Genomic DNA, 13,393 nt, shown 5'->3' on the forward strand with positions numbered 1-13,393 from the left:
TCCTCTCGTTCCCCCTCAAACTTGTTGCGGTATTGCAGCTATAGCCTTATCTTTCATCCTATAGCTGCATAAATCGAACCGCTATAATACACCTGAATAATAACAACGTTTTTCCGTACTTTTTCAAAAAATTATGAAACCTCTTTCTGATGCTTTTGCGGAACGGAGAAAATCCAATAGCGGTTCCAGAGGTAATTATGAATGGGGACGATGATGGTAGTCAGCACTTCACCAATCAAATACGGCCAACCAATCCAGTGAATGGTTACGTACATAAGAGCTGCATTCAAAAGCAGGCCACAGGAGCAGACCAACAAATATTTAAGAAATTGTGTGCGGCTCCCCTCGCCGGTGGGTTCGAATGTCCAGTTCCGATTCAGCACGTACGAAACGCACAACGTCACCACAAATCCTATCGTAGTAGCTGTTACCGCAGGGACCTTGAATAGCTCCACCAGCAGCACAAGCACACCGACATGGATACCTGTACCCAGCAGCCCCACAATACCGTATTTAATGATTGGATACTTTAGATATGAACGTCTGATCATGTTGATTAAACTCCCTATCCACCCACAATCGGTCAGCATTCGCCCGCTTGTCTGCGATCAGATAACGGGGTCGGGCTTTGACTTCGTGATATATGGCGGCAATATATTCTCCTACTACTCCAATGGACAGCATGAGGACACTGCCAATGATCAAGAGCAGCAATATGACAGTGGTAAAACCGGTAACAGCGTCACCCATTAATTTACGCATCAAGGTTTGAATCCCCAAGACGACTGAAATCAGCATAAAAATGATTCCCATCAGACTTACTACCCGCAGCGGTACGGTTGAAAACGAAACAATCGCTTCTGCTGCCAGCCGAAACAGTCCGAACGGACTCCAGCGGCTGGGGCCCTCTTCCCGCGGAGCCACCCGGAACGAAATCTGGGTTTTGCGGAAGCCAAGCCAGGCCGTCATTCCGCGGAAAAACGGCATCCGCTCCGGCATGGCCATCCAGGCATCCACGACCCGACGATCCAAAAGCTTATAATCAGAAGCATCTTTCAGGTTAAAGCCCGTCAGACGGTTCAAGGTCGCATAGAACAATGAAGCCCCAAGCTTTTTGCCCACCGACTCTTCTCCCCTGAATTCTTTCACACATTCGACCAGATCATAACCTTCATTTTGCCACAAACGCACCATTTCCCCGATCATCTCAGGAGGATGCTGCAAATCACCGTCCATGACGATGATCGCATCGCCGGAGGCGTTTTCCAAACCTGCGCACAGTGCCAGTTCCTTGCCAAAGTTCCGGCTCAGCCGCAGCGCGAGCAAAGAAGGCATGCGACGGGACAATTCGGACAGTTTGAGCCACGTATCGTCTTTGGAACCATCATCTACGATAATCAGCTCATAGCGTGGGGTAACAACAGACAATACTCCATCAATTACCGTGAGTGAACGCTCCAAATGCGAGCTTTCATTATACATCGGAATGACGACGGATAAAAAAGGTATTTTAGTCTCCATTCTTGCCCCTTCTTTCTTCATATTCAGGAGGACTGTGCCGGGGCATCATCCAAGTCGTGCATATCGGTCAGACCATGTGTCGTCTTCTCCCAATAGAACGGCTTGGTAATGAGCTGCCAGGCTGCTTTTACCGCAGCTATACTCATAAGTACCCAATATATTGGCGAAAGTAGCCCGTATTTGACCATCGCGTATGAAAATGTGCGTTCACCACGCTCTTCCAGCTCCCCGATGACCCAATACATGCCGGCCACATTACTGAATACGAACAGAAAGTTGCCGATATAAAATTCCGCGCTGGCCAGGTAATACACATAACCCGGAAACAGCTTGGGAATAAAGGACAACTCCCAGCCAAACCATAAAATAAGCAAGCCCCAAAAAATCGGGTTCAGCAAAGGCAGCATTGGAGTTGCCAGAATCATGACCTGAAAACCAAAAAAACCTTTCCAGCCCACTTCACGCACCAATTTCACCGGATTGCGCATATGAACCAGCCATGTCTGCATATAACCCTTGATCCAGCGTGACCGCTGACGAATCCAGTTGCCGACGCGGCTGTTGGCCTCCTCCCATGTACGGGAGTCGACAATGGCGGTTTTATAGCCGCCTTTATACAGACGTATGCCCAGATCGGCATCCTCGGTTACATTGTAGGGGTCCCATGCGTTGATATCCTTCAATACAGATACCCGAAAATGATTGGACGTGCCGCCGAGCGGAATTGGGGTATCTAGCTGCATAATGCCTGGCAGCAGCAATTCGAACCACATGCTGTATTCTTGAGTGAACCAGCGAGTGAGCAAATTTTGCGTGCTGTTAAAATAATTGAGCTTCGCTTGAATACATGCGTAATTCTCAGGAAGTGAATTGAACGCCGCAATGACCTTTTTAAGCTGGTCAGGGTCGGGACGATCCTCGGCATCGTAAATGACGACAAATTCGCCACGTGCCCGAATAAGCCCGTAATTACATGCCTTTGGCTTGGTTTTCGGCAAGCCGTCAGGCACGACCAGTGTCGTATAATAGGCAGGCAGCTTCATCTCGCGAAGCAGCTCAATCGTCTCCATGTCGTCCTCTTCAATTAGCAACCGTACATCCAGCTTGGACTTGGGATAATCCAGCTGTTCCAAATTCCGCAACAGCATCGGAAGCACACCAGCCTCCTTGTACATCGGTACAAGAATCGTATAAATCGGCAGCTTTTTCTCATCCATGGCGTCAACTTCTTCCTTCGTGAAGCGAAGCTGCGCCTCACGCCGGGAACCGAGATAGATAATGCCGAATTTGAACAGGGTCATCGCAAAATAAAACAGCTGAATCATCATATTGATAATCAGTATCGTTTTCCAGCTGTTCCAGAAGAGGCCGAGCAGTGTAATTACACCCATAGCCGCGAACACCAACAACTGCCCCTTCGTAAAGGTCGTGCGCGCCGAATTGTGCGGCTCTTTTTCCAGCAGTCCGGTCGTGCTCTCTTGCATCATTTCTTCGCCGTAAATTTTACCCCAGAGCTGTTCCATTTCTTCCTTGGTCGCCAGCACTTGCTCTACCGGCATACCGAGGATTTCCTCCAGCTTCAAGCGTCGCTCTTCCGGCAGCGGGTCACTGACCGCCACAATATAGCGGTTCATATATTGATGAATGACCACCACACCATAAGCCATAGCCACCTGCTCGGGCAGCTTATAGGCAGCATCCAGCGCCAGCTCCTCACCGATACGGCCAATCTGGTTCTGTGTAGCAATCGCGCGGTACAGATCCGCAGGTTCCAGCATTTGCAATGACAGTAAAATGTCGCCGAGCAGCCCGCCGCTCTTCGCCTGGAACTCCAGTGCGCGCTCTAGCTGCTCGGGTAAAATATAGCCGGAACGAACCAGCATATCGCCTAATCGTTCCTTGGACTCGTCCCCGCTAACCTGCTGCTGTAGCTGCCCGGCTTTAATGAAGCCCATCTCCACGAGAATGTCACCCAGCCTGCCCCCATAACGCTTCTGGTTTCGGATGGCGTCCGCCAGCTGATCCCGAGTAATCAGCCCGTTCTCCACCAATTGATCCCCCAGACGGGCTTTGCCGTTTCGTCCGCTTTGTTCTCCAGTGACAATCTCTCCATCTGCCGCGCCTGCCACACTGGAGACCGCTCCCATCGCAGCGCCTGCTGCCTGTTCCTGCTGCCCGGAAGCGTACTGGACTTGTGCCTCTGGTGCCTGTCCAGCCTGCATGTCTCCATCCAGCGATGGCTCCACTACTGCTGAATCATCAGCCTTCTTGATAGCCTGGATGCGAAGCTCTGTATCCTGAAGTCGCCGTTCCAGCTCTTCGATATGAAAATCAAGCTTGTACAGCACCGGAGCCTGCTCCAATCGCTGGGCTTCCAACTGCTGCGTCAGCTGAGTGATCAACTGACGCTCCTCTTTTATTTTTTTCTTGGTTTGGCGAATCGACACTCCGCCAACCTGCCACCTAAGCTTGTCACCCATGGATTCCCGCCCTTTCAATCCAGCGCCGCTCTTCGGCGAGCGCGTCCGCAAGCAACTGCTTCAGTTCCTCATCCCGCTGCTTTTTCCGTTCCAGCGCCGCGTGAAAAAGCTCCCGTTCCTCACGCAGCAACTTCTCCGCTTGTATCCGCTCCTTATTCAATGAAGACACCAGTTGTTCGGCGTCAGAAGCACGATAACCAATCCATGCGCTCTTTAACTGCCGCACCGTTCTTTTACTTCTCATAATACCTCCTGTACCTTCCCGACTCTGTCCCTTGAGCGTATTACTACTTCAATGATCCATCCGCCCCTATGCGCATCAGAACATCCTTATATTTCTTATATATACCAATCGTTTACACATTGATGCAAATTTTCCGGTTAGAAAGCACTCTTTCCGGCCTGATTTCAGCTATGTAAAAATGGGTCCGTTCTGGCTAATTGGGTCTACCTTTAAAAACTTAGTGCTATTCTACCATAATTATGTCAGAAGTAGGTATATAAAATGTAAACTATTCAATCTTTCATACTTATGTATAACTAGGTATTTAGAACTACTCTTATATATCTTGAAAAACACAAAAGGCACCGCGAACGGTGCCCTCTATTGAACAAAACTTGAGATTCCCTATATGGTCTTGTAACCACATAGAAGAATCATGCTACTTTTGCTGATTCAGTTACTCCGTTAGTGCTTTTCAAACCAGGCTGACGTGTTCGCCAAGAGCTGCTCACTGCGTCCAATGGCAGCCTGTACCTGTCCTGTAGCAGTTCCGCCATATACATTCCGTGCGTTCACTACCGCCTCCGGTTGAAGCACCTCATAAATACGGTCATCGAACAAATCGGAGAATTGCTGGAATTCCTCCAGTGTCAGATCAAGCAAATATTTGCCGTGCTGGATACAATACAGCACGGTTTTGCCGATGACCTCATGCGCCTGACGGAAAGGAAGTCCCTTGCCGACCAGGAAATCCGCAATATCCGTTGCGTTGGAGAAATCCTGGTTGACCGCTTGACGCATGCGATCCTTGTTCACCTTCATCGTGGCGATCATCGGTGCGAACAGTTGCAGCGCTCCTTCCAGCGTAGCAACGGTATCAAACATCCCTTCCTTGTCCTCCTGCATATCCTTGTTGTATGCCAGTGGCAAGGATTTCAGAACGGTCAGCAAGCCCACGAGATTGCCGTAGACACGTCCGGTTTTGCCGCGTACCAGCTCCGGTACGTCCGGGTTCTTCTTCTGAGGCATAATGCTGCTGCCTGTGCAAAAAGCATCATCCAGCTCCACGAAGCCAAACTCCGTGCTGCTCCACAGCACCAGTTCCTCGCTCAGACGAGACAAATGCGTCATTATCAGCGAGGCTCCGGCCAGGAACTCTACTATAAAATCCCGGTCGCTGACGGCATCCAGACTATTTTCATATACGCCATCAAACCCGAGCTGCTCAGCTACAAAATGACGATCGATCGGGAAGGTAGTTCCTGCCAAAGCGCCAGCACCTAACGGCAATACATTGATACGCTTGTAGCTGTCCTTCAGACGGTCAATATCACGTTCCAGCATAGATACATATGCCAGCAAATGATGTGCAAACAAAATCGGCTGCGCACGCTGCAAGTGTGTGTATCCAGGTACAATCGTGTCCAGATTGTCTTTCGCCTGTCCGATTAATGCGGCTTGCACATCTTGTAGCATCCCCACCAGCGATACGACACGGCCACGCAAATACAAGTGCATATCCGTGGCTACCTGGTCATTGCGACTGCGGCCTGTGTGCAGCTTGCCGCCAACCGGACCAATGGCTTCGATCAGATTTTTTTCGATATTCATGTGAATATCCTCGTCCGAAACGGAGAATTCAATCTCTCCGCGGCGGATGCGTTCCAGTACCGTGTGCAGTCCTTCCTTGATCGTGTCGGCATCCGCTTGAGGAATAATGCCGCATTTGCCCAGCATGGCCACATGTGCCAAGCTGCCCTGAATATCCTCTTCTGCCAACGCCTGATCAAATCCGATAGAAGCCGTGTATTCCTCTACCAGCTTATTCGTTTGCTTCGTAAAACGCCCGCCCCATAACTTACTCATCGCATGATCCCCTCTCTGCAATAACAAGCCGCCCTCGTCGTTTGGACAAGAACGGCCCGCATTCCGTACATTTTTTAGATTACATCATTATTTATGATTTTTTGTTACACCTGCATTAACCTTCAAGCGTAAAGCATTCAACCGGATGAAGCCCGTTGCATCACCTTGATCGTAGGCTTGTGTTGGATCGGCTTCCATCGTCGCAATATCCGGGTTGTACAGGCTAACCGGACTTTTGACGCCTGCGCCGATAATATTGCCCTTGTACAGCTTCACGCGCACCGTACCACTGACGTTTTTCTGGCTCTCATGAACCAGAGCCTGCAAAGCCACACGTTCCGGTGCAAACCAGAACCCGTTGTACACCAAGGTAGCATAACGGGTAATCAGACTGTCACGCAAATTCATAACTTCACGATCCATCGTGATGGATTCCATTTTGCGGTGAGCTGTGAACAGGATCGTACCGCCCGGTGTCTCGTAGACTCCGCGGCTCTTCATGCCCACAAAACGGTTCTCCACCATATCCACGCGTCCGATGCCGTGCTTGCCGCCCAGCTCATTCAGCTTTTCCATCACCTGCAGCGGAGTCAACTGCTCTCCGTTCAAAGCGACGCAGTTGCCTGCTTCAAATTCCAGCTCCAAATATTCCGCTTCATCAGGAGCGTCCTCTGGCGCGTTGCTGAGCAAGAACATTTCTTTATTTTCAGGAGCGCTTGGATCAAACCAAGGGTCTTCCAGCACACCGCTTTCATAGCTGATATGCAGCAGGTTGCGGTCCATGGAGTACGGCTTGGCTGCAGAAGCGGTTACCGGAATATTGTGTTTTTCAGCATAGGCAATCATTTCTGCCCGGCCCGGGAACTGATTGCGGAACTCTTCCAGCCGCCAAGGTGCAATCACCTTGATATCTGGCGTCAACGCCGCCGCGTTCAGCTCGAAGCGCACCTGATCGTTGCCTTTACCTGTTGCGCCGTGAGCGATCGCTGTTGCTCCCTCGGCAATCGCAATATCGACCATCCGCTTAGCGATCAATGGACGTGCAATACTCGTTCCGAGCAAATATTGTCCTTCATACAAAGCACCCGCCTGAAACATCGGATAAATAAAATCCTTGGCGAATTCATCACGCAGATCATCAATGTACACTTTGGAAGCTCCCGTAGCTAGCGCTTTTTCCTCCAACCCGTCCAGTTCTTCCTTCTGACCAATGTCAGCGGTAAATGCGATGATCTCGGCATCATACGTTTCCTTGAGCCATTTCAGAATGACCGACGTATCCAGACCGCCGGAATATGCGAGTACGATTTTTTCTTTTGCCATGATTAAAGTCCTCCCCAAAATGCTTCTAGCCTTTATCTTCCTTACCTATCTTCCTTATCCCAGCAAAGCAACCAACAGCGCTTTTTGCGCATGCAGGCGATTTTCCGCTTCATCAAAAATGACCGAATTCGGACCGTCAATGACACCCGCACTCACTTCTTCCCCACGATGTGCAGGCAGACAGTGCAGGAACAAATAATCCGGCTTCGCCAGCTGGACCAGCTCCTCATTTACCTGGAAGTCGGCAAAAGCAAGCTCACGCTCCTTCTGCTCTTCCTCAAAGCCCATGCTCGCCCATACATCCGTATAAATTGCATCCGCATCCTTTACCGCTTCTTGCGGACTCTGCGTTATAACGATTTCACTCCCTGTTTGTTTGGCAATCTCACGGGAAGCTGCAACCACACTCGGGTCAGGCTCGTATCCAGCAGGGCTTGCAATCGACACATGTACTCCGAGCTTCGCTCCGCCGATCAATAGAGAATGCGCCATATTGTTGCCATCCCCGATATAAGCCAATTTGAGTCCTTTTAGCTTACCCTTTTGCTCATACAAGGTTTGGTAATCAGCCAGCACCTGACATGGATGCGCCAAATCGCTCAAGCCGTTGATCACAGGAACGGATGCATAACGTGCCAATTCTACGACATTATCGTGCCCAAAGGTACGAATCATAATGCCGTCCAGATAGCGTGACATGACTTGCGCCATGTCGCTAATAGGCTCACCGCGTCCCAGTTGAATGTCATTTTTGCTAAGGAAAAGGGCATGCCCGCCCAATTGATACATACCGACTTCAAAGGAAACCCGTGTACGTGTGGAGGATTTTTCGAAAATCAGTCCAAGTGTTTTCCCCTGTAGCGGCTGATAGGTTTCCCCGTTTTTGTGCTTACGCTTGATTTCGATGGCGAGATCAATTAAATACTGGATTTCCTCTGCCGAGTAGTCATCCAGCTCAAGGAAGTCCCGGCCCTTCAAATTCACCTGGTGCAGTGCGCCGCTCTGGCTCATGTTATCGTCTCCTTTTACACTCTTCTTATCTAGGATGATTGGGTCTTTACACTAAGCCACATGCTCCCGAATCACTTCAGCGATCATAGCAGCAGCCTGATCAATTTCTTCCTTCGTTACATACAGGTTAGGCAACAGGCGAATCACGTTCGGTCCTGCTGTAATGAACAGAATCCCCTTCTTCTGTCCTGCCAAAACAAGCTCTGCTACCGGCTCTGCACACTCAATGCCGACCATCAGCCCTTTCCCGCGGATATCCTTTACAAAAGGTATATCTCCAAGCTGCTTTTGCAGGCTATGGAACAAATATTCTCCCATCTCAGCTGCACGTTCTGGCAGTTTGTCATCTATAATCGTTTCAATGGTAGCCTGAACCGCTGCCATCGCAAGCGGCGTACCACCAAAGGTGGAACCGTGACTGCCCGCCGTGAACGCTTCACGCAAATATCCTTTGCCCAGCATCGCACCTACAGAAAAGCCACTGCCCAGCCCCTTCGCCAATGTAAAGATATCCGGCTCTATGCCATAATGCTCAAAGGAAAACAGCTTACCTGTCCGTCCCATGCCTGTTTGCACCTCATCAATGATCAGCAGCAAGCCATGCTCACGGCACAGCTTGGTAATCACGCCTACAAAAGCAGGGTCTACCGGATACATGCCGCCTTCAGCCTGCACCATTTCCAGCATAATAGCCGCCGTATTTTCACTGATTGCTGCTTCAAGCGCAGCCTGATCATGAAGTGGAACGCTTTTAAACCCGGCAGGAAGCGGCAAAAATCCCTCTTTAACTTTATCCTGACCAGTCGCCGTCAGGGTTGCCAGTGTGCGTCCGTGAAAGGATTGCGTGAACGTAATGATTTCGTAACGGCTGGTCTGCTTCACCTTTTGATGATACCGACGCGCCAGCTTAATCGCAGCTTCATTCGCTTCTGCCCCGCTGTTGCAGAAAAATACAGCATCCGCGCTGCTGTTGGCAGTCAGCAAAGCTGCCGCCCGTTCCTGCCCTGGAATATGAAACAGATTGGATACATGCCACAGTTCATCAATCTGTTTTTTCAAGCGCTCGGCTACAGCCTGAGGGGCATGCCCAAGATTGGTAACGGCAATGCCTGACATGAAATCCAGATAACGCTTGCCCTGATCATCCCACAGCCAGCTTCCTTGACCTTTGACCAGTGACAGCGGGTATCTTGCATAGGTTGGAAAAAGAGAGCTTTGCGGCTGCGCTTCTGTCGCTACCTTTTCCGTGCGTACTCCGATTGCATCCGTATTTGGCAATTCCTCGCTCACCAGTGCATTAGACTCCTTACTCATTATGTTCACGCTCCTTTTTTCGTTTGGTTATAAAGGTTTCGGTACATGTCATGTCGCAATTACTGCATACGCACGATGCGTGTTCCTATCGATTCCCCGCCCAACACACGGCTTAATACCTGCGGTTCACTGCCATTCACAATAACGACTTCCTTCACTTTTCCGTGGATGCAGGCAATAGCCGCCCTCACTTTCGGGATCATACCCCCGTAGATTTCACCCGTGCTGATCATATCTTCAATCTCCTGTACGGTGATCGATTCCAGTACCTTCTTTTCGCTGCCATTCTTTTTCAATATCCCCGGCACATCGGTAACGACGATCATCCGGCTGACCCCGAGGTGAGAAGCCACTGCGCCTGCCGCTGTATCCGCATTAATGTTGTAACGCTGACCGGATCGATCAATGCCAATGGGTGCAATAACAGGCATATAGTTCATATCCAGCACACCTGTAATAATCGAAGCTTGAACAGACGTTACCTCTCCGACCCAACCGACCTCTTCAGCATTCAGCACAGGCTTCGCTTCGATTAAATAGCCATCACTGCCTGACAAGCCCAATGCTCGGCCTCCGTGCATCCCAATTCTGCGCACAATCTGCTTGTTAATGCTGCCTGCCAGCACCATTTCTACGACATCCAGCACGGGCTCAGTCGTTTTACGCAATCCGTTAATAAACTCCGTTTCGATTCCCAGCTTCGCCAAATTGTCAGAGATCGCGGGACCCCCGCCATGTACAATGACAGGCTGAAGACCTTCCGACTGCAAACGGGCCAGGTCGTCAAAAAAGGAATCAGGCAACGCAGCCAGCGTACTTCCTCCGCATTTCATCACAAAATTACGACGTGCCACTCCGACATGATTGGCATGATCCGCGTGCTCCATTGCTGATTGCATATCATCTCTCCCTTTCTCCTCCGCACAGGTCCGTGCGATTTTAAAATGATGCCAGATTTACACCCGCTCATTGCTTCTTTCAACGAATGCCGTTGTTCAATCCGTACTTATTCCTTGCATTTATGTCCGATATGCAGCGTTAATCCGCACATAATCATAAGTTAAGTCACAGCCCCAGGCTGTAGCAGTCCCGTTGCCGTGATGCAAATCAACGATAATTCGCACCGTATCTCCCCGCAAATAGGAAAGCGCCTCTGCTTCATCAAAAGCGACCGGGCTGGATTGGCTCAGCACGATAATATCACCCAGGCGGATGTCTACCGTATCCGGATTCACCGGCTCTCCGGCACGCCCGACGGCTGCAATAATTCGTCCCCAGTTGGCGTCTGCACCGAAAACGGCTGACTTCACCAGACTGGACCCGATCACCGTCTTGGCTATCGCCTGAGCAGACGCATCGCTTACCGCCCCGCTCACCGACACCTCTACCAGCTTCGTAGCACCTTCTCCATCGCGAGCAATCGCCTTCGCCAGCTCTCGGCAGATATAGGTGAACGCCTCGGCAAAAGCCTCCCAATCGGGATGGCCTGCATCCAACTCGCGGTTGCCCGCCAGCCCGCTTGCCATGGCAATCAGCATATCGTTTGTGCTTGTATCGCCATCTACTGTAATCATATTAAAGCTCGTATCCGTCGCCTGCTTTAGGAGCTGGTGAAGCGCTGCCTGCCCGATGGCTGCATCACAGGTCATAAAAGCCAGCATTGTTGCCATATTGGGATGAATCATGCCAGAGCCCTTCGCCGCCCCGGCGATGTGCACCGTCACGCCGTCCACTTCAACTGCCACGCACGCTTCCTTTTTAACCAAATCTGTCGTCAGAATGGCTTGGCTAAATTGCTCCGCTCCATCGCTGTCCCCGTTCACACGGTCAGGTAATGACGATATACCGCCAAGCACACGATCCATTTTCAAATGCTCGCCAATCACACCAGTCGAAGCAACGGCTACATGGCTCTCGGCAACTCCCAGCTCACGAGCCGCAGCCGCACGCATAGCGTAGGCATCCTGCTCCCCTTGCTGCCCCGTGCAGGCATTGGCGTTGCCGCTATTCACTATTACCGCCTGCAAACGGCCGCCTGCCAGGCTCTCGCGGGTCACCTTCAGCGGTGCAGCCTGAAACACATTGGTGGTGTACACCGCAGCAGCTGTTGCCTCCACCTCGCAACGGATTGCGCCGATATCGTTGCGATCCGTATTTTTCAGCCCGCAGTGCAACCCTCCGGCTGTAAAGCCGCGCGGGGTTACGATGTTGCCCCCGTTCACTACTGTAAACTCTACTTTGCCCATAATTATGTGCCCTCGTTCGCAACATATGGGATGATTGACAGCCGGGCTTTCATCCCTCATTCTGCCTGCTGTCGTTCCCCGCAGTCTGTTGCGGTTACTTGCTACTTACGGATATACCGGTATGAAGCCCAGCCCGAGGTTCTCCTCCCATCCCATCATCAAATTTAAATTCTGAATCGCCTGTCCGGCGGCACCCTTCACGACATTATCAATGACAGAAATAATCGTAAGGCGTCCGGTTCGGGCGTCGGCTGCAAAACCGATATCACAATAATTCGAGCCAAATACTTCCTTCGTCGCCGGCCATACACCTTCGCCACGTACACGGACAAAAGGATGGTCTTTATAGTAGTCTCGGTATAGCCCGATAAGATCCTGATCCGTATGGTCACCTTTCAGCGTGACATAGATTGTACTCATAATTCCCCGGGTCATAGGCACCAGCTGTGTCGTAAACGTGATCGTAACATCCTCGCCCGCAATATCGCCCAGAACCTGTTCGATCTCAGGGATATGCTGGTGCTTGTTGACTTTATAAGCCTTAAAGTTCTCATTCATTTCCGCATAATGCGAAACGAGACTTGTTCCTCGTCCAGAGCCGGATACCCCGGACTTGGCATCTACAATCAGCGTCCGATGGTCAATCCAGTCCGCCTTCAGGGCAGGGATAATCCCCAGCAGTGTTGCCGTTGGATAGCAGCCCGGATTAGAAATAAAAGAAACACCCGCAAGCTTTTCCGCATACACCTCGCTGAGTCCATATACCGCTTGCTTGAGATACTCGGGTGAAGCGGCAGGCTTTTTATACCATGCTTCATACGTTTCCCCGCTTCGGAGCCTGAAATCCCCGGATAGATCAATGACCTTCAGTCCGGCATCCAGAAGCTGCGGTACCAGTTGGGTGCTAACACCCGATGGCGTAGCTGTAAAAACCAGATCGGCCTTGGCAGCAATCTCGTGGACATCGACACCGTCCAAATCCTGCACTACAATGTCCGTCAGATGTGGAAACCCGTCACTGATCGGGACACCCGCGCTGGATGAAGATATAACTGATACAATCTCTACCTGCGGATGATGAACCAAAAAACGAATGAGCTCCACCCCGCCATACCCGGTGGAACCGACAATTGCCACTTTTAGCTTGCTGCTCACAGACCTTCCTCCATTCCGTTCCTATGAAATATGTATTATTATACGACTCTATTCATATAAATACAACACACTCATGTAATGTTTTACCGCAAATTTTAAATTACCGCTCCTGCCTATTCTTTTGACGGACAAGCTATGCAGACTATAAACAAAAACCATTTTGATTGGTCATTTGCTGCACTTTATGAAGGCATGAACGCTTCAGAAGCGATATCATGGGGGCTTTTAGCATAACAAAAAACCCTCGTCTGATA

Annotated in this window: 11 protein-coding genes; all 11 read right to left on the reverse strand. The window is 50.5% G+C overall.

Annotation, left to right across the window (positions count from 1 at the left end; all coding sequences use genetic code 11):
- Nucleotides 1–131: 131 nt before the first annotated feature.
- Complete coding sequence (locus KQI_RS0125020) at nucleotides 132–551, reverse strand: GtrA family protein (RefSeq protein WP_010349636.1); 420 nt, start codon at nucleotides 549–551, stop codon at nucleotides 132–134.
- Complete coding sequence (locus tag KQI_RS0125025) at nucleotides 514–1,521, reverse strand: glycosyltransferase family 2 protein (protein ID WP_010349637.1); 1,008 nt, start codon at nucleotides 1,519–1,521, stop codon at nucleotides 514–516. Before KQI_RS0125025 ends, KQI_RS0125020 begins: the two co-directional genes overlap by 38 nt.
- 23 nt (nucleotides 1,522–1,544) lie before the next feature.
- Nucleotides 1,545–4,001 carry a cyclic di-GMP-binding domain-containing protein, MshE-related gene (locus tag KQI_RS0125030; protein ID WP_010349638.1) on the reverse strand — a complete coding sequence of 819 codons (2,457 nt, stop codon included), beginning with the start codon at nucleotides 3,999–4,001 and terminating at the stop codon, nucleotides 1,545–1,547.
- Nucleotides 3,994–4,245, reverse strand: coding sequence for a hypothetical protein (locus tag KQI_RS0125035; protein WP_010349639.1), 252 nt, complete (start codon nucleotides 4,243–4,245; stop codon nucleotides 3,994–3,996). The genes KQI_RS0125030 and KQI_RS0125035 overlap by 8 nt, the downstream gene beginning before the upstream one ends.
- 444 nt (nucleotides 4,246–4,689) lie before the next feature.
- On the reverse strand, nucleotides 4,690–6,090 hold the full coding sequence (argH, locus tag KQI_RS0125040) for an argininosuccinate lyase (protein WP_010349640.1): 1,401 nt from the start codon (nucleotides 6,088–6,090) through the stop codon (nucleotides 4,690–4,692).
- Between the two features lie 87 nt (nucleotides 6,091–6,177).
- Complete coding sequence (locus tag KQI_RS0125045; protein ID WP_010349641.1) at nucleotides 6,178–7,413, reverse strand: argininosuccinate synthase; 1,236 nt, start codon at nucleotides 7,411–7,413, stop codon at nucleotides 6,178–6,180.
- Nucleotides 7,414–7,467: 54 nt separating this feature from the next.
- A complete protein-coding gene (gene argF, locus KQI_RS0125050; RefSeq protein ID WP_010349642.1) occupies nucleotides 7,468–8,424 on the reverse strand; it encodes an ornithine carbamoyltransferase in 957 nt (318 codons plus the stop codon).
- Between the two features lie 51 nt (nucleotides 8,425–8,475).
- Entirely contained in the window at nucleotides 8,476–9,738 is a 1,263-nt protein-coding gene (locus KQI_RS0125055) for an acetylornithine transaminase (RefSeq protein ID WP_010349643.1), read from the reverse strand.
- Between the two features lie 59 nt (nucleotides 9,739–9,797).
- Entirely contained in the window at nucleotides 9,798–10,637 is an 840-nt protein-coding gene (gene argB / locus KQI_RS0125060) for an acetylglutamate kinase (protein ID WP_010349644.1), read from the reverse strand.
- Nucleotides 10,638–10,757: 120 nt separating this feature from the next.
- Nucleotides 10,758–11,984: a bifunctional glutamate N-acetyltransferase/amino-acid acetyltransferase ArgJ gene (argJ, locus tag KQI_RS0125065; RefSeq protein WP_010349645.1), complete on the reverse strand. Its 1,227-nt coding sequence runs from the start codon at nucleotides 11,982–11,984 to the stop codon at nucleotides 10,758–10,760.
- 105 nt (nucleotides 11,985–12,089) lie between these two features.
- Nucleotides 12,090–13,139: an N-acetyl-gamma-glutamyl-phosphate reductase gene (gene argC, locus KQI_RS0125070; protein WP_010349647.1), complete on the reverse strand. Its 1,050-nt coding sequence runs from the start codon at nucleotides 13,137–13,139 to the stop codon at nucleotides 12,090–12,092.
- Between the last annotated feature and the right edge of the window lie 254 nt (nucleotides 13,140–13,393).

Origin of the sequence: Paenibacillus peoriae KCTC 3763, assembly GCF_000236805.1 — a bacterium.
Taxonomy (GTDB): Bacteria; Bacillota; Bacilli; order Paenibacillales; family Paenibacillaceae; genus Paenibacillus; species Paenibacillus peoriae.